A 23,024-nucleotide genomic window follows, 5' to 3' on the forward strand; every position below is an offset into this window, starting at 1 on the left:
CTTAGCTTGGCAGCGGCAGCCCCTTCTGTAGAAGCACGACCCAACGCGGGGCTCGGCGTTCCATAGGTGATGGTCAATCCGGTGTCCCTGCCTGCCTAAGTTCCCATGAGGGAATCCAGATCCTCTAAGGTCATTGAAACGGTCGTTTCTTATCCCAGTAATGGAGTTCGCCATTGTTGCTCGAATATTTGTGCCAAAATTCACATATTTGTCTTTTTACACAGCGTTAACAAAATGGTATACTAAAGGTGCAAAGGAGGAGTGCCCTATGCAATTCAGTATTCGAGGTCAACAAATTGAAGTGACCGATGCTTTGAAGGACTATGTTGACAAGAAACTCAGCAGGCTTGATAAGTATTTTGAAGCACCCCCCACCTCTGAAGGATACGTTACATTGAGTGTCGTTCGAGGATTGCACACGGTGGAAGTGACCATTCCGCTCACAGGCGTGGTTCTGCGTGCGGAAGACCGAAGCGATGATATGTACGCTTCCATTGACGCTGTTGTGGACAAGTTGGAACGCCAGATTCGCAAGCACAAGACCAAGCTGAACCGAAAGATTAGGCAAGAGGGCGGCTTGAAGACGCTCGTTGCCGGGAACGGCGCAGCTACGGCGACTCAGACGGAAGTCGAGCAGGACGAGTATGAGGATCATTATGAAGTGGTCCGCACGAAGCGCTTCACGATGAAGCCGATGGACGTTGAGGAAGCGATTCTGCAGATGAACATGGTTGGTCATAATTTCTTCGTATTTTCCAACATTGACACACAGGAAGTAAATGTCGTCTACAAGCGCAATGACGGCAAGTACGGATTGATCGAGCGCGAGTAAGGCGAGGACGCGGGTCCCTGGGGCCAGCGGATGTTTACCTTGCAGCGACCGGAACGAATCATACTAAACGAATGAAACCTTTAAGCTGAAATGTACATGCAAGATGAGCCTTCACCCGCAGGTGGGGCTCTTTATTTGGTTGGAGGCCGTTCAGGGCTAAATAGGAACCCTCTTTTTGTCGATAATATTGAGTGGCTTTGTTTAGATATCTGGCTGCGTTTAACGAATATATTTGTGGTTTAGTTACTAAATGGGCGCATGGTGCTTGGCCTTAAGTATGCTTGAATTTAGCTGTGGGTTCTTGCCTGTCATTTCGAATTTTCAAACATACAGATGTCCTGGTTCGCAGGGTCAATGCTAACGCCCTTCGAACAAGCAGGACCGGGTATGCCATCTGCCATGGGGTCAAAAGGTACTGGGTAAATGCTCCACGCAACTTTTATGCGTGCTGCTTCGTCTTATAAAGCAGGGATTCGCGCCAGACGAATGCGGGCAGCAGAAGCAGCAACTTGTTGCGGCATCCCTTACAAACTGTTACAATTTAGGCAAACCCTCATTCTTTGGGACAGGCTGCGAACCCTGTCAGGAATGGGACCATCATAAGGAATCAATGAATCGATTTCATCATTTAACCCTTTGGCATTTAATGAAGTTGATTCTATCACTTGTTTTGCACGAAAGGGGTTAACCATGCTAGGACTTGTCAAAAAGATTTTCGGCGACACCAATGAACGTGATGTCAAACGTCTCATGAAGACGGTCGATGTAATCAACAAAATGGAACCGGAATTTGAGGCGCTCTCAGACGAGCAGCTTAAAGCGAAAACCGAAGAGTTCCGTGCGCGGATCGAGAAAGGTGAGACGCCTGAGGAGTTGCTTCCTGAAGCGTTTGCGACAGTCCGCGAGGCTTCCAAACGGGTGCTCGGCAAGCGTCATTACGACGTGCAGCTGGTCGGCGGGATGGCCCTCCACGAAGGTAAAATTGCAGAAATGAAGACCGGTGAAGGTAAGACGCTTGTAGGTACCCTGCCGGTATACTTGAATGCCCTGCTTGGCAAAGGAGTTCACGTGGTTACCGTCAACGATTACTTGGCGCAGCGTGACAGCGAAGAGATGGGGCAGATATATAATTTCCTGGGCATGACCGTCGGGCTCAACCTGAGCGGCATGGAGCATCCGGAGAAACAGCATGCTTACGCCTGCGACATTACTTACGGAACGAACAATGAGTTCGGTTTCGACTACTTGCGGGACAACATGGTGCTGTACAAGGAACAGATGGTTCAGCGTCCGCTGTACTTCTGTATCATTGACGAAGTGGACTCCATCCTGATCGACGAAGCGCGTACGCCGCTGATTATTTCGGGCCAAGCGCAGAAATCCACCGAGCTGTACTATGCAGCTGACCGGTTCGTGAAGCGTCTCGTTCCGGAAGAGGACTACACGGTGGACATCAAGGTCAAATCCGTATCCCTTACGGAAAAAGGTGTGGCTACCGCAGAGCGTATCTTCGGTATCGACAACTTGTATGACCACAACCATGTTACGTTGAACCACCATATTGTGCAGGCATTGAAGGCCAATGTCATCATGCGCCGTGACGTTGACTACGTCGTGACGGACGATGAAGTGGTTATCGTCGACGAGTTTACGGGCCGCCTGATGGCCGGACGCCGTTATAGCGACGGTCTGCACCAGGCGATCGAAGCGAAGGAAGGCATCGAGGTACAGAACGAGAGCATGACGCTCGCGACCATCACCTTCCAGAACTACTTCCGGATGTACCGCAAGCTAGCGGGTATGACCGGTACGGCGAAGACGGAGGAAGAGGAGTTCAAGAAGATCTACGGTCTTGAAGTGCTTCAAATTCCGACGAACCGGCCGAACCAGCGGATTGATATGCCGGATGTGGTCTACAAGAGCGAGGAAGGCAAGTTCAGAGCGGTCGTGAACGAGATCGTAGAGCGCCATAAGAAAAATCAGCCGGTGCTCGTCGGTACCGTTTCGATCGAGAACTCCGAGCGATTGTCTGAAATGCTGAAGCGCAAAGGGGTTCAGCATAAAGTACTGAACGCGAAATACCATGCCGAGGAAGCCGAGATTATCTCGCGCGCTGGCCAGCCGGGAGCCGTTACCATCGCCACCAATATGGCGGGACGCGGTACGGATATTTTGCTGGGTGATGGCGTGCAAGATATCGGCGGTCTGCATATTATCGGTACCGAGCGCCATGAATCGCGCCGGATCGATAACCAGCTGCGCGGCCGTGCCGGCCGTCAGGGCGATCCGGGTTCTACGCAGTTCTATCTGTCCCTGGGCGATGAGCTGATGAAGCGTTTCGGTACGGACAACGTACTGAACATGATGGAACGACTTGGCTTTGAAGAAGATCAGCCGATCGAGAGCAAGATGATCACCCGTGCGGTCGAATCCGCGCAGAAGCGGGTAGAAGGCAACAACTTCGACATGCGTAAGGTCGTCCTCCAGTATGACGACGTAATGAACCAACAGCGCGAAATCATTTACAAGCAGCGCCGGGAGATTCTGGAGTCCGAGGATATCAAACAGATTGTTGTTGATATGATCAAGCCGGTCATTGAGCGGGTTGTAGAGGCTCATTGCAGCGATGATATTCCGGAGAACTGGGATCTGCAGGACGTTGCCGATTACATCAACAGCAAGCTGCTGGACGAAGGTTCAGTTACGCGCGAAGATCTCTGGGGCAAGGAAGCCCAAGAGATTACCGATTACCTCTTCGAGCGCGTCATGCAGAAGTATGACGAGCGCGAGCAGGCGATCGGTCCGGAAATGGTACGCGAGTTCGAGAAGGTTATCGTGCTCCGCGCGGTAGACAGCAAGTGGATGGATCATATCGACGCGATGGATCAACTGCGTCAGGGTATCCACCTCCGTGCTTACGGCGGTACCGATCCGCTTCGTGAATACCAATTCGAGGGCTTTGAGATGTTTAATGCCATGATTGCGACGATCCAAGAGGAAGTCGCCACGTATATCATGAAGGCTCAAATCGCCACGAACCAGGAGCGCCAAGCAGTAGTGGACGAGAATAAGGTATCCACGAACAGCAGCAGCGAGCCTGCCGAGAAGCGTCCGGTTCAGGTCGGTGAACAGATCGGCCGCAACGATCCTTGCCCATGCGGCAGCGGCAAGAAATTCAAGCACTGCCATGGGCAGAACGCGTAACATTCGATATAGGACGAATTAAAGAGCAGGTAGCAGGACAAGGGAGTAAAATGATTTCGAAGAAGCGGCAGCGGTCGCCTTTGTGATCGGATTTCAACCTATGAATTCATTTGATCAAGAAATCCGAGAGCAACAGTGATCGTAGGAACATTTTACGTACTTGTCCCACATCCCGGTATAGTCAATCTTAAAGAATGGTAACTGCATATCATGCCGGACTTGTCGATGGACCGGCATTCATTGAACTCCCTTAAGAGCTGCTTGGGCAGTCGGGGTGGTGGCTAAGGCCATGACTCCAAAGCCCTGGCAGCGATTAAGGGAGTTTATCTGAACATATCGACATCCCGGTTGAGAGCACGGCACATGCTTCCATAACGAGACGGCACATGCTCCCGTAACGACACGGCTGCTGAACGATTTGAGCTAAAAAGCTTTTGCCTAGTCGCGTCATTCGGAAAGTAACAGCTAAATTTATCCTCCGAATGGAACGATTTCCCGATCGGAGAGGGTATACTAGAAGAAGATACGATGCAAAGACAGAAAGGACGAGGACTTATGATCGATCCAAGCGTAAAGCAGGACCTGCGTGAAATCAGCAAGAAACTAACCAATCTTAGGGGGTCTCTTTGACTTAGATCTCAAGCAGGAGTTAATTGAGAATTTTGAGGAGAAGATGGCGGCTCCGGATTTTTGGGACGACAATGAGAAGGCTCAGGGCATTATCTCGGAGATGAATGCGGTCAAATCCGCGGTGGATTCATATCAGAAGCTGCAGCAGGACTATGACGATGCTGTGGTGATGATCGAGCTGGCGGATGAAGAGGGAGACGATTCCTTGGCCGGCGAGATCGGGGATACCATTAAGGAACTGGTCGGACGCGTGGAGGCGTTTGAGCTCCAGCTGCTGCTGAATCAGCCTTATGACAAAATGAATGCCATCCTCGAGCTGCATCCCGGCGCGGGCGGTACCGAGTCGCAGGACTGGGGCCAGATGCTGCACCGGATGTATACCCGGTGGGCCGAGAAACGCGGCTTCAAGGTGGAGACGCTGGACTACCAGCCGGGGGATGAGGCAGGCATCAAGAGCGTAACGCTCTTGATTAAAGGCTTTAATGCATACGGCTATCTGAAGGCGGAAAAAGGCGTGCACCGACTCGTGCGCATCTCGCCTTTCGATTCCTCGGGACGCCGGCATACGTCGTTCGTATCCTGCGATGTCGTACCGGAAATTACCGATGACGTAGAGGTGGAAATCCGGACCGAGGATCTGAAGATCGATACGTACCGCGCAAGCGGCGCGGGCGGTCAGCATATCAACACGACCGACTCGGCTGTACGGATTACGCATATTCCGACTGGCGTCGTCGTAACATGCCAGAACGAACGCTCTCAGATCAAAAACCGCGAGCGCGCGATGACGATGCTCCGCTCCAAGCTCTATGAGCGCAAAATCGAGGAGCAGCAAAAGGAGCTGGCTGAAATCCGCGGTGAGCAGTCCGAAATCGCATGGGGCAGCCAGATCCGCTCGTACGTGTTCCATCCATACAGCATGGTGAAGGACCATCGCACCCAGGTGGAGACCGGGAACGTTGGCGCCGTGATGGACGGAGACCTGGATGCTTTTATCGACGGATATTTGCGCAGTCAAATCAAACAGGAAGTCGAATAGGCCGCGAGGAGAGATTTGAAGAACATGGCGCAGTCCGTTCGTAAACCATCCGCCAGCAAGAGAAGGCGGGAACCTATCATTCCGATCAACGGTCCGCTCCGTCAGACCGTCGATACGATCTTTATTATCGCCGGCTCCTTTATTATGGCGCTGGCGTTTAATCTGTTTTTCCTGCCGAACCATATTGCCTCGGGGGGCGTGTCCGGGTTATCCGTCCTTGTCCAAGCTTGGCTTGGCATTGAACCGGCTTTCACGCAGTGGGCGCTCAATATCCCGCTGCTGTTTCTCGCCTTCGGGCTGATCGGCCGCGAATATGGCGTCCGCTCCCTGCTGGGAAGCGTGGTGTTGCCGCTATTCGTGTTTTTGACCAAGGATTGGGTAATTCCGCTCTCTAATCCGCTGCTCGCCTCCATTTATGGAGGGATCGGCGTCGGCGTCGGCATGGGGCTCGTCTACCGCGGCCGCGGCTCGACAGGGGGACTCAGCATTGTCGCGCAGCTGCTGCATAAATACAGCGGGCTTGCATTTTCCTTATGCATCGTCATTCTGGATGCGATCGTTATTTCTTCGGCAGCCATGGTGCTGTCATTGGAGCAAGCGCTGTATGCCTTAATCGGATTATATGTAACGGGCAAGGTGATTGATGCGATCGAGCTGGGCTTCAGCTTCACCAAGGTCGCTTACATTATCTCCGATCATACGGAGCCGATTACGAAGGCGATTTTGGAGGATCTCGACCGGGGCTTGACCAAGCTGACGGCTGAGGGCGGATATACCGGCGAACACCGGACCGTTCTTATGGTCGTCGTCGGCCAGAGCGAGATTCCCCGGCTGAAGACGGTGGTCCAATCGGTGGATCCGGATGCGTTTGTCATTATCCATAATGCACACGAGGTGCTGGGTGAAGGCTTTCGGAATATTAGAACCTAAATCATATAACATGATGCAAGAACGGCGCATGAGCGCCGTTCTTTTTTTATGGATATGGGTTGTTACCTTGAGCCGGTTCGTGGCCGTAACAGGTTCTATTCAGGAGCCTGGAAACTAAAGGCGGAGTCGAAATAACAAAAGGGAATTTTTTCTTTATTTTTCCGGGGAAGCGCCTATAATGGAAACTAATATCTTGGAGGAGGCTACGAAAAATGGGGATTGAACGGATCTATGCAAGCCTGCCCGAACTAGAAACCGACCGTCTGCGCTTGCGCAGAATATCGATGCGGGATGCGGAGGATATGTACGCCTATGCCTCAAATGATGAGGTGGCCCAATACGTAACATGGGAAACTCATCGCTCGATTGAGGACAGCAAGCGATTTATTCAATACATATTAGCCCAATATGCCAAGCACGACATCGCACCCTGGGGAATAGAACTGAAGGAGAACGGCAGGCTGATTGGCACGGTCGATTTTGTATGGTGGAGACCTGAGCATCAAAGCGCAGAAATCGGCTATGTGCTTGCTCGGGAATATTGGGGCCGGGGGATCATGACCGAAGCGGCTTCCGCGCTCCTGAAGCTTGGCTTTGGCGAAATGGATCTGATTCGGGTCCAAGCCCGCTGCTTCGAGGACAATATCGGCTCCCAGCGCGTCATGGAGAAGATCGGCATGCGTTATGAGGGGACACTGCGCAAAGCGATGAAGGTGAAGGACCGGCATTGGAATCTCAAAGTATTCTCGATATTAAAAGAAGAATATGAACGTGCGTCCGACTTATAGGGGGAGAGATTGACCCATTTCCAGCCAATTTATGAGAATCCATTGTATTTATATGAATACAGTCGTATAATAATACATATTTATGAGACGGATAATGGATTTGGAATCATGCAACCGTGCATAAGACCGCTCGATCAGGACGCTTACAAGCAGGCGCCTTTCCACTTGCGGTCTATCGGATGTTCCGTGGGAGAGGGATGAGGATATGACAGACAACAAGCTGAGAGTTGCCATTGTAGGATCCACCGGTTATGGAGGCGTGGAGCTGATCCGATTGCTGCAGGCGCATCCTTACATCGAGATTACTTCGGTGATTTCATCATCGAGCAGCGGGGTCCCGATATCGGACGGATTCCCGCATTTGACGAATATTGTTGCGAAGAATCTGGATGGCGTTGATCCTGCGGAGATTGCGCAGGCTGCGGATCTTGTGTTCACGGCGACGCCTTCCGGCGTAAGCGCCAAGCTCGTTCCGGAGCTCCTAGCGGCAGGGCTGAAGGTTATCGACCTCTCGGGCGATTTCAGGCTGAAGGACGGTACTGCTTACGAGCAGTGGTATAAGCATCCGGCCCCTTCGTCCGAGCTTCTTGAAAAAGCCGTATACGGCTTGTGCGAGGTATTCGGAGACGAAGTGAAGGGCGTCGATTTCATTTCGAATCCCGGCTGCTACCCGACCGCTACGCTCCTTGGACTGATCCCGGCGATTAACGCCGGCTGGATTGACCCGGCCAGCTTGATCATCGACGCGAAGTCCGGCGTATCCGGGGCGGGACGGGGAACGAGCCTCATGACGCATTTTGCGGAAATCAATGAAAACTTCAAGGCCTACAAGGTCAACAAGCATCAGCATATCCCGGAGATCGAGCAGGTGCTCAGCCAAGTATCGGGCGAGCCCGTTACCGTCACCTTTACGACTCATCTCGTACCGATGACGCGCGGGATTATGAGCACGATGTATGCAACGCTCAAGGGATCGTATACCGAAGAGGACTTCATCGGATTGTATCGCGAGTACTATAAAGATCGCTCTTTTGTCCGCATTCGCGATAACGGCGTATGGCCGGCGACGAAAGAGGTTAGCGGCTCCAATTATTGCGACATCGGCTTTGCGGTGGATGCCCGAACGAACCGGTTGACCGTCATATCGGTGATCGACAATGTCGTGAAGGGCGCTGCCGGGCAGGCAATCCAGAATTTGAACCTGATGATGGGATGGGAGGAAAGCCTCGGTCTTACGTTTACGCCAGTGTATCCGTAACAGACGGGGGAGATGGACATGGGAGATAACTTATTTGCGATTTTGGAGGAAGGCACCATCGTGACGCCGAAAGGCTTCAAGGCTGCCGGTCTCCACTGCGGACTGAAGAAGACCGACCGCCACGATCTTGGCGCCATCGTATGCGAGGTGCCGGCTGTTGCGGCAGCTGTTTATACGACAAATGTATTTCAAGCGGCTCCGCTGAAGGTGACGCGGGAAAGCCTTGCGGACGGCAGGCTCCGCGCCATCGTGGTCAACAGCGGGAATGCCAATGCGTGCACAGGCAAGCAAGGTGAAGAGGATGCGTACACGATGCGTTCCCGGGCTGCCGCTGAGTTTGGCGTGGAGGAGAGCGACGTTGCGGTGGCGTCAACAGGCGTTATCGGCGAGCTGCTTAAGATGGACCGCGTGATTGCGGGCATAGAGGGCCTGCCGGGCCGTCTGAGCGGCGCTCGCGAAGGAGCGGAAGCCTTTAACCAAGCGATTCTGACAACGGATTTGGTGAAAAAAGAAGCCTGCGTAACCGTTTCGGTCGGCGGGGTGAACGTAACGATAGCCGGTTCGGCGAAAGGCTCCGGCATGATTCATCCGAACATGGCAACCATGCTCGGCTTCGTCACCACCGATGCGGTCATCGGGCAGGAAGCGCTGCAGCAGCTGCTTCGCCAGACGACCGATCTGACCTTTAATATGATTACCGTTGATGGGGACACGAGCACGAACGATATGCTGATTGCCATGGCCAGCGGTCTGGCCGGGCATGATGAGCTGTCGCCGGCGCACCCGGATTGGGAAGGTTTTGCTTCCGGCTTTCAATATGTGTGCCGGATGCTCGCGATGGCGATTGCCCGGGACGGCGAAGGGGCAACGCATTTGATCGAGGTCCACGTCGACGGAGCGGAGACCGACGTGGACGCCCAGGCCATTGCGAAGACGATTATCGGCTCCAGCCTGGTCAAATCGGCGGTGTTCGGCGCCGATGCCAACTGGGGGCGTATCATTGCAGCCGTAGGCCGAGCCGGCCGGCCGGTCAATCCCGAGACGGTTGATATAAAGATTGGGCCGATTTCGGTGCTGGAGCAGTCAAGGCCAGTGGCTTTTGACGAGGATGCAGCACTGGCCTATCTTCAGGGAGATACGGTGAATATCGAAGTGAAGCTCCATACTGGCAGTGGATCAGCCACCGCCTGGGGCTGCGACTTAACCTATGACTATGTACGGATCAATGCGGCTTACCGCACATAATACTTCAAGCAGTGACGGGAGGAGACGGATGTGAACAGCACGTTGAACCAGGAGGAGACCATGCCCGGCAAGAAGGCGGGCGGAGACATGTTTGTGATGAAGTGCGGCGGCAGCACGCTGGCCGCCCTACCGGACAGCTTCTTTGAGGATTTGAAGGGACTGCAGGAGAAGGGGGTTCAGCCGGTGATTGTGCATGGCGGCGGGCCAGCGATCTCCGGAAACCTGGAGAAGCTGGGGATCGAGACCGAGTTCGTGAACGGTCTGCGCAAGACGACGGAGGACGTGCTGGATGTGGTGGAGATGGTGCTGGCCGGCACGATCAACAAACAGATCGTCCGCCGGATTCAGAGCGTCGGCGGCTCGGCCCTCGGGCTGTCCGGCTCCGACGGCGGTTTGATTGAAGCCCGGCCGGTTGCGAACAGCGCAGAGGTCGGCTGGGTTGGTGATGTCACGCATGTGAAGTCCTCCATCCTTAACGGCGTGATGGAGATGGGCTACATGCCCGTTGTAGCACCGATCGGCGTCGATGCATCAGGGCAGCGCTACAACATTAACGCGGATACAGCAGCAGGCGCAGTCGCTTCTCATCTCGGCGTAGCCCGGATGATCGTCGTAACCGACGTGCCCGGCATCATGAAGAGTGCGGGGGGCGAGAAGCGGGTGCTGCCGACCGTTACGGTGCAGGAGATCGAGGATATGATCGGTACGGGTGAAATCTACGGCGGCATGATTCCGAAGGTCAGGGCAGCCATTGCTTGCATTCACGGCAAGGTGCGCGAGGTCGTCATTGTGGACGGCAGCGAGCCGAATGTACTCAGCCGCGTAGTCGCAGGCGAAGTGCTCGGGACGCGCATTGTTCGGATGTAGCCGCCAACACCGTACGGATAGCTGAAGCATTCATAGAACGGGTCTTCGTAAGACCCCTTGAGGATCGGAAGACCGGGCCGAATTCAAGATTCGATGCCGAGCTTACTTCTTAATTGGCTTCGTGATCAAAAGCCGGCTTTTTGAACAACTTCTTCAATTAAGCAAAGCCATAAGTAAAGGAGTGTAACAGGTCATGGGGAAAGATGCACAAGGAAGCGGAAGCGCAGCGGCTAATGCGGCAGCGGGAGGCCATGAGAGCTCATTGTTTCAGACCTATGCGAGATACCCTCTCAGCCTCGTCAAAGGGGAAGGCAGCTGGTTGTGGGACGACCAAGGCAATAAATATTTGGACTTTATGGCCGGGCTTGCGGTAACCAATCTCGGGCATGCCCCGGTTAAGGTGAAGGAGAAGCTGAAGGCCCAGCTGGATGAGCTGTGGCACGTCTCGAATCTGTTTCATATTCCGGGACAGGAAAAAGCAGCGGCGCTGCTGACCGCAAACACCTGCGCGGATGCCGTCTTCTTCTGCAACAGCGGTGCGGAGGCGAACGAAGCCGCGATCAAGCTGGCTCGCCGCTATCACCAGAAGGTGAAGGGCACCGGCCGTTATGAGATCATTACCTTTACGCAGTCTTTCCACGGCCGGACGCTGGCCACGCTGACCGCTACGGGACAAGACAAGGTGAAGGAAGGCTTCCTTCCGCTCCCTGCCGGCTTCCTGAGCGTTCCGCTGCATGACCTGCCGGCACTGGAAGCGGCGATTAACGACAACACCACGGCCATCATGATCGAGATGGTGCAGGCCGAAGGCGGCGTGCATCCGGTCGAGCCGGAATTCTTACAGGCCGTCACGGAGCTGTGCAAGCAGCACGGGCTGCTGCTCATCGTTGACGAGGTACAGACCGGCATGGGCCGGACCGGCAAGCTGTTCGCCCATGAGCATTACGGCATCGAGCCGGATATTTTCACGGTAGCCAAGGGGCTTGGCTCCGGCTTCCCGGTCGGCGCGATGCTCGGGAAGGGCTATCTGCGCGATGCCTTTACGGCAGGCAGCCATGGATCGACCTTTGGCGGTACGCCGCTGGCAAGCGCAGTGGTGGCGGCTACGATCGAGACGATGCTGGAGGACAACGTGCCTCAGCGCGCAGCGGAAGCGGGCGAATACTTGACGGCTCAGCTGCAAGAGAAGCTTGCGGGAATTCCTTTTGTGAAAAGCATTCGCGGAAAAGGCCTTCTGATCGGCATTGAATGCGCGGAGCCGGTCGGCGAGCTGGTGCTGGAAGGGCAGCGCCGCGGACTGTTGTTCGTGACCGCAGGCCCGAATGTGATCCGCCTCCTTCCGAATTTGCTTGTCACACGGGAGGAAATCGATCAGGCGGTGTCAATCCTTATCGATATCATTCATGCCCATACGGCGGTTAACCAAGCATAGAAAGTCATGATACAATAGAAAAATACAGCAAACAGCAAGGAGGACAAGGGGATGACCGCTAGCGGACAACTACAGGGAATCAGCTTGAAAGGCCGGGATATGATCGAATTGGACGAGTATTCCACCGAGGAGATCCAGTTTTTGCTGGACTCGGCGATCGAGCTAAAGCGTAAGCAGAAGAACGGAGAGGTGTACCAGCCGTTAAAGGGGAAGACGCTCGGACTTATTTTCGAGAAATCCTCGACACGGACCCGGGTCTCCTTCGAGGTCGGCATGTTCCAATTGGGCGGCCATGCGCTCTTCTTGAGCAAGAACGATATTCAGCTCGGACGCGGGGAGCCGATCAGCGATACGGCGCAGGTCATGTCCCGTTATCTGGATGGCATCATGATCCGTACCTTCGGGCACGACAATGTCATCAACCTCGCGAAGCATGCATCCATTCCGGTGATCAACGGCTTGAGCGACATGGCGCATCCTTGCCAGGTGCTGGCTGACCTGCAGACGGTGCTGGAGCATAAGGGCAAGCTGAAAGGGTTGAAAATGGCCTTTATCGGGGACGGCAACAATATGGCGCATTCCCTGCTGATCGGCGGAGCCAAGATGGGCATGCATGTGGCGGTAGCGAGCCCTGAGGGTTATATGCCGGATGAAGGCATTGTGAAGCTGAGCGAAGAGATTGCAGCGCAAACCGGTGGAAAGATCACGATCACGCATGATCCGATCGAAGCTGCCAAGGATGCCGATGTCATCTATACCGATGTATGGGCGAGCATGGGCTTTGAAGAGGAGCAAGCCGAACGGGAGGCCGCCTTTGCGGATTTTCAGGTGAACGAGGAGCTGGTCAAGGCGGCGAAGCCGGATTATTTGTTCCTGCACTGTTTGCCGGCGCATCGGGGCGAGGAGGTTTCCGAAGGCGTGATCGACGGCGCGAACTCCGTCATTTTCGATCAGGCCGAGAACCGGCTGCATGCGCAAAAAGCGTTAATGGTAGCATTAATGGCATAATAGAGGTTGTTCAAAAAGTCATCCTTGGGTCATGAAGTGAGTCAAGGAGCAATTCGGCATCGAATCTTGAAATACGAAGATTGGACCGTTTGTTGGTCTAGCTTGTGAAAGACGCAAGAATAGGATTTGTTAGTTACAAGGAGAGGGAGTTTAACCATGGCAAAGCAAAAAATCGTATTGGCGTATTCCGGCGGTCTGGATACGTCCGTTATCCTCAAATGGCTCAAGGAAACGTATGACGCTGAAATCATTGCGTTCACGGCGGACATCGGCCAGAAAGAAGAGCTGGACGGCCTGGAGGAAAAAGCGCTCGCTACCGGCGCCTCCAAAGTATATATCGACGACCTGCGCGACGAGTTCGCTAAAGATTTCATCTTCCCGATGTTCCAAGCGGGAGCGATGTATGAAGGGCAATACCTGCTCGGAACAAGCATCGCGCGTCCCCTTATCGCCAAGCGCATGGTGGAGATTGCACGCGCGGAAGGCGCTACGGCGATCGCTCACGGGGCAACGGGCAAGGGCAATGACCAGGTGCGCTTCGAGCTCGGCGTAGCCGGACTCGCTCCTGACATTGATGTAATTGCGCCATGGCGCCTTGAGGAGTTCCGCAACTCCTTCCCGGGACGCGCCGAGATGATCGCATATGCGGAAGCGCACGGCATTCCGGTCACGGCTTCTGCGGCGAAATCGTATTCGATGGACCGCAACCTGCTTCATATCAGCTACGAGAGCGGCGTGCTGGAAGATCCTTGGTTTGACGCAAGCGCGGAGGCAAGCAAGGACATGTATCTGCTCAGCGTTTCGCCTGAGGATGCGCCGGATGAGGCGGAATACCTGGAGCTGGAATTCAAGCAGGGCAATGTCGTTGCCCTCAATGGCGAGGCGATGAGCCCGCTGCAGGTGATGGAGAAGCTCAACGAGCTTGGCGGCAAGCACGGCATCGGCCGCGTCGACATGGTGGAGAACCGCTTCGTCGGCATGAAGAGCCGCGGCGTTTATGAGACGCCAGGCGGAACGATTCTGTTCACCGCCCATCGCAAAATGGAGTCCATCACCATGGACCGCGAAGTAATGAACCTGCGCGACAGCCTGATCACCCGATACAGCACGCTCGTATACAACGGCTTCTGGTTTGCGCCGGAGCGTTTGGCGCTGCAGGCCCTGGTAACGGAAAGCCAGAAGAACGTCACCGGCACGGTGCGCGTGAAGCTGTACAAGGGCAATGTGATCGGCGCCGGCGTGAAGAGCCCGGTCAGCTTGTACAATCCGGATATCGCCACGATGGAGGCCGACCCAACGCAAGCCTATGATCAAGGCGATGCTACCGGCTTTATCCGCCTGAACGCGCTGCGGCTGAAAGTGGCGGCGGGCGTAAACCAGAATAAGTAAGCAATCCAGTTCAAAAGTTCATTTTATAAAATGCAAGCAAGATAAGCATTGTAAGCCACGCAAAGCTATGCAAGTAATGAAGGGGCTGAAGGCCGTTTTCATGCTTGGGATTCGCGGACAGGGGCAGCCTTTAAACAGGTGCTCTTGCTGCCATCCCCGGCGGGAAGCGGCCCTCTGCCTTCAAACAGAGAGGGGCAAGTGTTGTGAGCAAGTTATGGGGCGGACGTTTTACGAAGCAGACCAACGCGTTGGTGGAGGAGTACACGGCTTCCATCGGTTTTGACAAGCAGCTGGCGGAGGAGGACATCCAGGGCAGTCTGGCGCATGTATCCATGCTGGGCAAGTGCGGCATCGTGCCGGTCGAGGATGTGGAGACGATCAAAGCGGGCTTGAATAAAGTGCTTGAGCGCATCCGCGAAGGAAGCATCGAGTTCTCGGTTTCGGACGAGGACATTCATATGAATATCGAGAAAAATCTCATTGAGGAAGTCGGGCCGGTCGGCGGGAAACTCCATACCGGACGAAGCCGGAACGACCAGGTAGCGACGGATATGCATCTGTACCTGCGCAACCGTGTCGTTGCACTGACCGGCATGCTGCATGAGCTTCAGACGGCGCTGATCGGACAGGCCAAGGACAATCTGGATACGATCATTCCGGGATATACGCATCTGCAGCGCGCGCAGCCGATTCTGTTCGCCCATCATCTGATGGCGTACGTGTCGATGTTCCAGCGGGATATCGACCGGCTGATCGACAGCTACAAACGGATCAATATTTTGCCGCTGGGCGCCGGAGCGCTTGCCGGCACGACGTTCCCGATCGACCGGCACTATGTCGCCGAGCAGCTCGGCTTCGACGGCGTGTACGAGAACAGCTTGGATGCGGTCAGCGATCGCGACTTCATTCTCGAATTTTTGGCGGACGCCTCGATCATCATGATGCATCTGTCCCGCCTAAGCGAAGAGCTGGTGCTGTGGAGCAGCACGGAGTTCAATTTCATTGAGCTTGACGATGCATTCTGCACCGGCAGCAGCATCATGCCGCAGAAGAAGAATCCGGACGTGCCGGAGCTGGTTCGCGGCAAAACCGGACGCGTATACGGCAATCTGATGGGCCTGCTTACCGTGCTGAAGTCGCTTCCGCTTGCTTACAACAAGGACATGCAGGAGGACAAGGAAGGCATGTTCGATACGGTAGCCACGCTGGAAGGAGCGCTGCAGCTGTTCGCGCCGATGATTGCCACGATGAAGGTCAACAAGGGACGCATGCGCGAAGCGGTGAATACGGACTTCTCGAATGCGACGGATATTGCGGATTTCTTGGTCGGCAAGGGACTGCCGTTCCGGCAGGCGCATGAGGTGATCGGCAAAACGGTGCTGTACTGCATCCAGAATAACAAATATTTGCTGGACTTGACGCTGGAGGAATTCCGTCAGTTCTCGGAGCTGTTCGATGACAGCATTTACGGCGTTCTGCAGCCGGAGACGGTGGTTAACGCCCGAAACGTATACGGCGGCACGGCAACCGCTCAGGTGAAGGATGCGATCGAGCGCAGCGTGAAGCTGCTGCAGGCGACCGAGGAGTGGCTTGCCCTTCGGCAAGGCAATGTGGAGTAATCCCATCAGCTGAATACATGCAATAAATGAAAAAATGCACTCATGGAGCGAAAGCGCCGGCTGCAGCCGCAGGGGCCCTCTCTTAAGAGTGCATTTTTTTACTTGGGTTTACTTTTTCAGAGGGAGCCACTTTAACACATCTTGAATATGGGTGTCCCAGTAGCCCCAATCATGACCGCCCGGTCCTTCCTGATAGGTGTAGTCCAGCGAGGTCTGCTCGCAGACCTGGCGGAAGGACTGGTTATCCTCATACAGGAAGTCCTCGGTTCCGCAGCACTGGTACAGCATCGGCTTCGGTCCATCGCTGGCGTCTACCTTGCGCACCAAATGCAGCAAGTCGTCGTCCGTTCCGGAAATGTCGCGGTCCCCGTAGATGAGCCTGTTGTCATAATGCCGGTCTTCGGCAGGGCCGATCCGGCTCACCATATCAAGCGCACCGGACAGGCTTGCAGCCGCCGCGAACGTTTGCGGGCAGCGCAGTCCGAGCTTGAACGCACCGTAACCGCCCATCGACAGGCCGGCGACAAAATTATCCTCCCTGACATGGGAGAGCGGGAAGAAGGAGCGGGCGAGAGCCGGCAGCTCCTCGCTGATGAAGGTCCAGTATTTGCCGCCGTGCTCCATGTCGGTATAGAAGCTGCGGTGTACCTGCGGCATAACGACCGCTAATCCCATGGAGGCCACATAGCGCTCAATAGAGGTGCGGCGGAGCCAGATCGAATCGTCATCGGACAAGCCGTGCAGAAGGTACAGCGTTGGATGCAGGCCGCTGCCTGCCGTATTGGTCATGCCGATCTGTGCGGAGGTCTGCTGCGGCAAGATGACGGTCATGGACGTGCTGAGCCCAAGCACTTCGGAGAAGAAATGACATTGAATCAAAGCCATGGTATGTATCCCCTTTCATCATCAGGATCAGAAATAGCTAATGCGTTTACATATGGGATCATATCATAATTTAGCAGGCTGCAGCTGTAAAATTTCCCGGCCATTCTTTTTAACGCCTCGGTCTCAAGACCGAGGAAAGATTCAGCCATCAGGCGGTTTAGCGAGGGATGCTGTTGTGATAATCTACTAAGAGAACGGAGCTCACCAGCGTAGAGCTGATGCTCCTTTTGTGATCCGGCAGAGGATTCCGCCGACAAGGGTGGAATTCTTAATGTAACGATAGAATGAAGATACCATTCGACGACTTATAATAACCGACTATAACGACTATATAAGGTGATTTCACCCTATGTAATATATTGGAGGAGGACTACCATGATACCCTATGAAGAGAAGCTGTCCGATCTGAAAATTGCCGGTACCGGGAATGCAACGGGCGGCCGGTACGGCAAAGTTCGCATCGACGGCTCGGGCCAAATCAACGGCGATATCGAATGCGTCGACTTGGTTGCGAACGGGAATATGAGCGTGAACGGATCCTTGATGACGCAGAAGCTTCGCGTGAACGGATCCGGCACCGTCCATGGGGCCGTTGAGGCGGAAAGCCTAAATGTGGCCGGCAACTTGAACCTGAAGGATCAGCTGCGCAGCCGTTTCATCGAGATCGGGGGGCACTGCAGCATTCATGGCGATTCGGAATCCGAACGGCTCACGTTAAGCGGCAATCTCCGCGGACATGGCGATGTTCGGAGCGAATGGGCGGAGCTTAGAGGAAGCTTTAACATCAGCGGCCGGCTGCATCTTGGTAACGGAGATATCCGTCTATTTGGACGCTGCAAGGCCCTGGAGGTCATCGGCGACCGGATAACGGTGCGCCGGAAGGGCAAGCGGCTGTGGGAGATGCTGTCGTTCTCCTTAAGCGGGCCAAGGCTGGAGGCCCGGGTAATTGAGGGAGACGTTCTGGATTTGGAATACGTTGAAGCCGATATGGTTCGCGGTAACCGGGTTATTCTCGGCAAGGGATGCAAGGTGCGGCAGGTCGAGTTCCGGGATGAGCTGAGCCGGGATCCCGAGGCGGAGATCGGGACGGCGCACAGATTTTAAGCCGGCAAGACGGGCATGCTGAAATCATACGCTAGGGAACTGCCCCATAAGTAGATTTTCTACTATGGGGCAGTTCTTTTTTTTATGTCTATAGATCCCCTGCACGCACAGAAGAGTCACGCGTATCGCATGAAGTTAGTCCAGCATGTTAAGGCGCGGCCGTAATTCCGTCTTCCACCACCTCTTCCTTAGGCGTTTCGTTAGGTACCGGCATCCCGTCGTCATGGGTCGGATTGATGGCAACGATGCTGTCTTGGGCGCGGTACGTATCCGTGGAAATTTTAACGCGTTCCACAAGCTTGCCGTTCACCTTTTTGGTCCGGAATGTTTCGACTACATAACCGGGCTTGCCCTGCTGAATGACCTGCTTGAAGCCTGGCGGCAGCGCTTTGTTGTGGATGATCTTTTCCGGTGATGGCAGCGTTTCGATCGTCGAGGATTCCAGCTCATAGACGGTATCTTCGGGAAAGGTTCCGAACATTTTGACCGTCAGCGCATCGTCCGATACTTCGGAGAGAATGAGCAGATGCTTCCCGGTGTTATTGCGGAAGCGGAAGTTAATCGCCCCTTCGGCAAAAGTGGCATCCTGCCCCTTAGGCATATAGCTGACCGGCAGAGAGTGATTCCGGCGCTCGGTGATGTCAAGCCCGATCATGAGGGCGGCGTGATACACCGTGCTTGATACTTGGCAGATGCCGCCGCCGATTCCCGGCACGAGCTTGCCGTTTACGATAACAGGCGCTTCCTTGAAGCCGTATTCCTTCTTGGCGGTATCGATGACGTGCCCATAATTGAATTCATCGCCCGGCTTCAAGATCATGCCGTCTACCGCCTTGGCCGCCGCCGTTACGTTATGGACCCTTCCGGGCCCGCTGGCTCCAAGGCTTGTTGAGAACTCGACGATCTTGCGCGCTATGCCTTCCGCCTGAAGCGACTCTAGGGTCACGGGGGGCTTCTCAAGGTTTAGAGGCAATTCCAGCACCAACTCGGTGCCCGCCTGCTTCCCGGCCGCCGACAGGTCGCCCGGCAGCGCTGCCCCCAGCCGATCATATAACATGGCCCAATCGATGCGGTAAGCAGTCTTCTCCGGCATGTATCTGACGATATCATCCTCGGAAATGCTCCGCACGGCATTGACGGGCTCTCCGAATCGCTCCTTCTCCCATTCCTCATTAAGCCGCTTCTTCAGCAGGTCCCGGTTCCACGCGGCGGAAATTTCCCATTCTGACCGAAAGTTTCGCCTGAACCACATCTGTTCCCATAAGGTGCCGGAGTTGTCCTGGAGCTTGCTTACAGCCTCCCGGAACGATTCCGCATCATATCGAACTCCAGCCTCCTTCAGCGTAAACGTCTCCGTCTTCCCCTTCAGCATGGCCGCCTGCAGCTTGACCTTCGTGCCGGCCAGGGCAGCCAGCCGCTGATCGAGCTCGGCCAGCACCTCATCGGCGGGCCTGCCGCCGACATCCCATCCGGACACGATAACCCCTTCAGGAAGCTCCTTCTGATTGACGTACAGGGTCAGCATGCCGAATCCTACGGAGAGGACCAGCACCAAACTGCTGACAATGATGAGACCAAGATGAATTTTTTTCATGCAAAACCACCCTCTTAACTTCGTATTGGCCGACGTTCATGCGCTTGTTCATGTATATGTCACGATGGGGATAAACTTTCGGGTACTCAAAAGGTAACAAATTTGTTACAATAGGTGGTGTTGTGAGGATTTTTCAGGAATTTTAAAGGAATTCAATGGAAGCTGTCGAAATTATAAAGGCTAATTATGGATTGGGAAGTGATTCTTAGTGATTGAAATGCAAGACGTTTGGAAGACTTACCCGAACGGCGCTCATGCGCTGCAAGGCGTGTCGGTTAAGATCAACCGGAATGAATTTGTCTATGTCGTCGGACCGTCCGGTGCGGGAAAGTCGACGTTTATGAAGCTTATTTATAGAGAAGAAGTGCCTACCAAGGGGCAAATTTCCGTGAACGGATTCAATATCGGGAAGCTGAAGCAGCGCAAAATCCCCTATGTTCGGCGCAATATCGGGGTGGTTTTCCAGGACTACCGCCTGCTGCCAAAGCTGACAGCTTACGAAAATGTAGCTTTTGCCATGGAAGTCATCGAGGCGCCGCAGCGAATCATCAAGAAACGGGTGATGGAAGTGCTGGAGCTTGTCGGGCTGAAGGCCAAGGCGAACCGCGAGCCTTCCCAGCTATCCGGCGGCGAGCAGCAGCGGATTGCAATCGCGCGGGCGATCGTGAACAATCCGTCGGTCATTATTGCGGACGAGCCTACCGGGAACCTGGATCCGGAGACATCTTGGGAAATCATGCAGCTGCTGGACGAGATCAATTTTCGCGGCACAACGATTGTCATGGCCACGCATAACAAGGAAATCGTCAACACCATGCGCAAACGCGTACTAGCCATCGAGCGCGGACAGATCGTGCGCGACCAGCTGAGAGGAGAATACGGGTATGAGTTTTAGAACCTTCTTGCGGCACCTGCGGGAAGGGGCGAAGAGTATATTTCGCAACGGCTGGATGTCTGTCGCATCGGTAACTTCCATCGTGGTGTCGTTATTTATATTGGGTGTGTTCATGCTGCTTGTAATGAACGTAAACGCGTTAGCCGATAAAGCAGATAGTAATGTGCAGATCAACACCTACTTGAATCTGAATGTCGACGAGGCGCTTCGGGAGAAGATCCGCAGCGAGATCGAGACGATGCCGGAGGTCAGCTCGATTAAATTCGTATCCAAGGAAGACGGGATGAAGGAGCTGGAGGAGAGCCTCGGCTCGGAATGGCTGGAGGGCTTCAGCGAAGAGGACCAGAACCCGCTGCCGGATGCGTTTGAGGTATCCGTCATCGAGCCTACGACCGTCGGCTTCGTTGCCGACAAGATTAGCGCTTTGAACGAGAAGTACGCGGAGGAGCCGATCATGCGCGTCAAGTACGGCGAAGGAACGGTGGAAACGCTGTTCAAAATCACGCGGACGGTCCGGAATATCGGCTTCATATTCGTCGCCGGACTGGGACTGATGTCGATGTTCCTGATTTCGAATACGATCCGTGTTACCATTCTGGCCCGCAGACGTGAGATCGGCATTATGAAGCTGGTCGGTGCGACCAACAGCTTCATTCGCTGGCCGTTTTTCGTCGAGGGGGCATTGATCGGCCTCGTCGGCTCGATTGTCACGGTGACCCTGTTGTTTGTCGGATACGGACGCTTGTATGCGGCCGCTCAGACCGATATGACGCTTGCCAAGAGCCTGATCCCGCTTGGAGACCTGTGGTTGTGGCTCGGCGGAATCATCATTGTGCTCGGTGTTGCGATCGGAGTCTGGGGCAGCACCATGTCGATCCGTAAGTTTTTGAAAGTCTAAACCAGGTAAAGGATGGGGAGCGAACGTTGAAGAAAATCGCCGCTGGAGTAGCAGCCTTATTATTGGCCTCTGTTATGATCCAACCCTCTGACGGACAAGCTGAGAAGAAGACCGCAGCCGACGTCGACCGTGAGCTGAAAGTGCTGCAGGAGCAGGTCCGCGAGGCCAGAGCCCAGAAGAGCAAGGCTGCCGAGGAGAAGAAGGAAGCGCAGCATTATAAGAAAAAGACGACCAAAAACCTGAAATATGTCATGGAACAAATCAGCATCGTCAGCAACGAGCTGATGAAGATATCGATGAAGATCGAGGAAACCGAGGATAATCTGAGAACGACGACGAAGGAGCTTGAAGCGGCCGAGGAGCGCATCGCTTCCCGCGAGAAGCTGCTGGAATCCCGCATTCGTCTGATCTATATGGACGGGCAGCCTTCCTATCTTGATGTGCTGCTCTCCTCCACAAGCTTCAGCGATTTCCTGGAGCGGGCGGATTCTTTAAAGACGATCGTCAATCAGGACCAGAATTTGCTCGTGCAGCATAAACAGGACAAGCTCCTTGTCATCGAGAAGAAGAAACAGCTCGAGACCCAGTATGCGACGGCGAAAGATCTGTACGCACAGATGGAAGACCGCAAGAGCCTCCTGAATGAGAAGGAAAAGGAGAAGCGCGTGCTTCTCGCCCAATATGATCAAGAGATCGAGGACGCGGAGATTTTGACCAAGGAGCAGGACCAGATGCTGGTGGCCTTGGCCAGCAAACGATCGGATCTGCAGAAAGAGAAGAACAAGCTGGCGGCTGAAGAGGCTGCACGCAGAGCAGCTGCTGCGAAAGCGGCAGCCGCCGCGGCGGCGAAACGGGCGAAGGCAACCAAGCTTGGCGGAAGCAAGGGAGGCGGATTTACCGGCAACGGAGGTCCGTTTGCGCTTCCGGTATCGGGGGCAAGACTCTCATCGGGCTATGGCCCGCGGGTGCATCCGGTAACGGGTGAGGTCGGCAAGATGCATACCGGTCAAGATTTTGCTGCTCCGCAAGGAACGGAGATCCGGGCAGCCGAGAGCGGCACCGTCATTCTGGCCGAATGGTGGAGCGGTTACGGAAACTGTGTTATTGTTGATCATGGGGGCGGCGTATGGACCTTGTACGGACATATCCGCAACGGCGGCATCATGGTGAGTGAGGGCGACAAGGTGTCCAGAGGCCAGAAGATTGCCGAGGTCGGTTCGACCGGTCAAAGTACCGGACCGCATCTTCACTTCGAAGTACGGGTTAACGGATCGCCTGTTAATCCTGGGCCTTACCTGTAACGGCAGGGCGAATCTGCGCCACACATGCTTCGTACCGCTGTATAAATATTCCCGGTAAGCCTATCATATACTAGGTGGACGGGATTCCCGAAAGAGCAGTTGAAAT

Annotated in this window: 18 protein-coding genes; 16 read left to right on the forward strand and 2 right to left on the reverse strand. The window is 54.6% G+C overall.

The window, feature by feature from the left end; translation table 11 throughout:
* Nucleotides 1-268 precede the first annotated feature (268 nt).
* From hpf to argH, 12 genes are all read left to right on the forward strand, one after another.
* Complete coding sequence (gene hpf / locus MKX76_RS25340) at nt 269-832, forward strand: ribosome hibernation-promoting factor, HPF/YfiA family (protein WP_007132289.1); 564 nt, start codon at nt 269-271, stop codon at nt 830-832.
* Nucleotides 833-1,522: 690 nt separating this feature from the next.
* The gene (gene secA, locus MKX76_RS25345) at nt 1,523-4,036 is read left to right on the forward strand and encodes a preprotein translocase subunit SecA (RefSeq protein ID WP_251535742.1); all 2,514 of its coding nucleotides are present in this window, start codon (nt 1,523-1,525) and stop codon (nt 4,034-4,036) included.
* 555 nt (nt 4,037-4,591) lie between these two features.
* A protein-coding gene (gene prfB / locus MKX76_RS25350; protein ID WP_100085298.1) for a peptide chain release factor 2 occupies nt 4,592-5,705 on the forward strand; the annotation gives its coding sequence in 2 pieces (ribosomal slippage) (nt 4,592-4,663 and nt 4,665-5,705; 1,113 coding nt in all).
* A gap of 24 nt (nt 5,706-5,729) precedes the next feature.
* Nucleotides 5,730-6,635, forward strand: a complete 906-nt coding sequence (locus MKX76_RS25355; protein WP_341034790.1) for a YitT family protein — start codon at nt 5,730-5,732, stop codon at nt 6,633-6,635.
* A gap of 212 nt (nt 6,636-6,847) precedes the next feature.
* Nucleotides 6,848-7,423 carry a GNAT family N-acetyltransferase gene (locus MKX76_RS25360; RefSeq protein WP_341034791.1) on the forward strand — a complete coding sequence of 192 codons (576 nt, stop codon included), beginning with the start codon at nt 6,848-6,850 and terminating at the stop codon, nt 7,421-7,423.
* Between the two features lie 205 nt (nt 7,424-7,628).
* Nucleotides 7,629-8,681: an N-acetyl-gamma-glutamyl-phosphate reductase gene (gene argC / locus MKX76_RS25365; protein WP_341034792.1), complete on the forward strand. Its 1,053-nt coding sequence runs from the start codon at nt 7,629-7,631 to the stop codon at nt 8,679-8,681.
* A gap of 18 nt (nt 8,682-8,699) precedes the next feature.
* Nucleotides 8,700-9,926, forward strand: a complete 1,227-nt coding sequence (gene argJ / locus MKX76_RS25370) for a bifunctional glutamate N-acetyltransferase/amino-acid acetyltransferase ArgJ (protein WP_341034793.1) — start codon at nt 8,700-8,702, stop codon at nt 9,924-9,926.
* A gap of 60 nt (nt 9,927-9,986) precedes the next feature.
* Nucleotides 9,987-10,793, forward strand: a complete 807-nt coding sequence (gene argB / locus MKX76_RS25375) for an acetylglutamate kinase (RefSeq protein WP_341035078.1) — start codon at nt 9,987-9,989, stop codon at nt 10,791-10,793.
* A gap of 193 nt (nt 10,794-10,986) precedes the next feature.
* Entirely contained in the window at nt 10,987-12,225 is a 1,239-nt protein-coding gene (locus MKX76_RS25380; RefSeq protein WP_341034794.1) for an acetylornithine transaminase, read from the forward strand.
* Nucleotides 12,226-12,276: 51 nt separating this feature from the next.
* Nucleotides 12,277-13,233: an ornithine carbamoyltransferase gene (gene argF / locus MKX76_RS25385; protein WP_210093982.1), complete on the forward strand. Its 957-nt coding sequence runs from the start codon at nt 12,277-12,279 to the stop codon at nt 13,231-13,233.
* A gap of 156 nt (nt 13,234-13,389) precedes the next feature.
* Nucleotides 13,390-14,622: an argininosuccinate synthase gene (locus tag MKX76_RS25390; RefSeq protein WP_028406893.1), complete on the forward strand. Its 1,233-nt coding sequence runs from the start codon at nt 13,390-13,392 to the stop codon at nt 14,620-14,622.
* 203 nt (nt 14,623-14,825) lie between these two features.
* Nucleotides 14,826-16,241: an argininosuccinate lyase gene (gene argH / locus MKX76_RS25395; RefSeq protein WP_028406894.1), complete on the forward strand. Its 1,416-nt coding sequence runs from the start codon at nt 14,826-14,828 to the stop codon at nt 16,239-16,241.
* Nucleotides 16,242-16,349: 108 nt separating this feature from the next.
* Here argH and MKX76_RS25400 read toward each other — a convergent pair whose 3' ends face one another.
* Nucleotides 16,350-17,126, reverse strand: coding sequence for an alpha/beta hydrolase (locus tag MKX76_RS25400; RefSeq protein WP_341034795.1), 777 nt, complete (start codon nt 17,124-17,126; stop codon nt 16,350-16,352).
* A gap of 375 nt (nt 17,127-17,501) precedes the next feature.
* Between MKX76_RS25400 and MKX76_RS25405 the strand changes: the two genes are divergently transcribed.
* Nucleotides 17,502-18,230, forward strand: coding sequence for a polymer-forming cytoskeletal protein (locus MKX76_RS25405; protein WP_028406896.1), 729 nt, complete (start codon nt 17,502-17,504; stop codon nt 18,228-18,230).
* A gap of 148 nt (nt 18,231-18,378) precedes the next feature.
* Here the strand turns inward: MKX76_RS25405 and MKX76_RS25410 are convergent, their stop codons facing one another.
* The gene (locus tag MKX76_RS25410) at nt 18,379-19,824 is read right to left on the reverse strand and encodes a VanW family protein (RefSeq protein WP_341034796.1); all 1,446 of its coding nucleotides are present in this window, start codon (nt 19,822-19,824) and stop codon (nt 18,379-18,381) included.
* A 208-nt stretch (nt 19,825-20,032) separates the two neighbouring features.
* Here MKX76_RS25410 and ftsE point away from each other — a divergent pair, with 208 nt between their 5' ends.
* The 3 genes from ftsE to MKX76_RS25425 are packed head-to-tail and all read left to right on the forward strand — an operon-like array spanning nt 20,033 to nt 22,918.
* Nucleotides 20,033-20,719: a cell division ATP-binding protein FtsE gene (ftsE, locus tag MKX76_RS25415; RefSeq protein ID WP_007132274.1), complete on the forward strand. Its 687-nt coding sequence runs from the start codon at nt 20,033-20,035 to the stop codon at nt 20,717-20,719.
* Nucleotides 20,709-21,617 (forward strand): permease-like cell division protein FtsX, encoded by a 909-nt coding sequence (gene ftsX / locus MKX76_RS25420; RefSeq protein ID WP_007132273.1) that lies wholly within the window; start codon nt 20,709-20,711, stop codon nt 21,615-21,617. Before ftsE ends, ftsX begins: the two co-directional genes overlap by 11 nt.
* A 26-nt stretch (nt 21,618-21,643) precedes the next feature.
* Nucleotides 21,644-22,918 carry a murein hydrolase activator EnvC family protein gene (locus tag MKX76_RS25425; protein WP_341034797.1) on the forward strand — a complete coding sequence of 425 codons (1,275 nt, stop codon included), beginning with the start codon at nt 21,644-21,646 and terminating at the stop codon, nt 22,916-22,918.
* The last annotated feature ends 106 nt before the right edge of the window (nt 22,919-23,024 follow it).

Origin of the sequence: Paenibacillus sp. FSL R5-0810 (genome assembly GCF_038002285.1) — a bacterium.
GTDB lineage: Bacteria > Bacillota > Bacilli > Paenibacillales > Paenibacillaceae > Paenibacillus_AQ > Paenibacillus_AQ lactis.

What these genes read in the sequence shown, in the direction of transcription:
- argB (WP_341035078.1), top strand. Translation starts at nt 9,987, where the DNA reads ATGCCCGGCAAGAAGGCGGGCGGAGACATGTTTGTGATGAAGTGCGGC.
- argJ (WP_341034793.1), top strand. Translation starts at nt 8,700, where the DNA reads ATGGGAGATAACTTATTTGCGATTTTGGAGGAAGGCACCATCGTGACG.
- MKX76_RS25400 (WP_341034795.1), bottom strand. Translation starts at nt 17,126, where the DNA reads ATGGCTTTGATTCAATGTCATTTCTTCTCCGAAGTGCTTGGGCTCAGC.
- MKX76_RS25405 (WP_028406896.1), top strand. Translation starts at nt 17,502, where the DNA reads ATGATACCCTATGAAGAGAAGCTGTCCGATCTGAAAATTGCCGGTACC.
- MKX76_RS25410 (WP_341034796.1), bottom strand. Translation starts at nt 19,824, where the DNA reads ATGAAAAAAATTCATCTTGGTCTCATCATTGTCAGCAGTTTGGTGCTG.
- MKX76_RS25390 (WP_028406893.1), top strand. Translation starts at nt 13,390, where the DNA reads ATGGCAAAGCAAAAAATCGTATTGGCGTATTCCGGCGGTCTGGATACG.
- argF (WP_210093982.1), top strand. Translation starts at nt 12,277, where the DNA reads ATGACCGCTAGCGGACAACTACAGGGAATCAGCTTGAAAGGCCGGGAT.
- MKX76_RS25360 (WP_341034791.1), top strand. Translation starts at nt 6,848, where the DNA reads ATGGGGATTGAACGGATCTATGCAAGCCTGCCCGAACTAGAAACCGAC.
- MKX76_RS25355 (WP_341034790.1), top strand. Translation starts at nt 5,730, where the DNA reads ATGGCGCAGTCCGTTCGTAAACCATCCGCCAGCAAGAGAAGGCGGGAA.
- secA (WP_251535742.1), top strand. Translation starts at nt 1,523, where the DNA reads ATGCTAGGACTTGTCAAAAAGATTTTCGGCGACACCAATGAACGTGAT.
- ftsX (WP_007132273.1), top strand. Translation starts at nt 20,709, where the DNA reads ATGAGTTTTAGAACCTTCTTGCGGCACCTGCGGGAAGGGGCGAAGAGT.
- hpf (WP_007132289.1), top strand. Translation starts at nt 269, where the DNA reads ATGCAATTCAGTATTCGAGGTCAACAAATTGAAGTGACCGATGCTTTG.
- argC (WP_341034792.1), top strand. Translation starts at nt 7,629, where the DNA reads ATGACAGACAACAAGCTGAGAGTTGCCATTGTAGGATCCACCGGTTAT.
- MKX76_RS25380 (WP_341034794.1), top strand. Translation starts at nt 10,987, where the DNA reads ATGGGGAAAGATGCACAAGGAAGCGGAAGCGCAGCGGCTAATGCGGCA.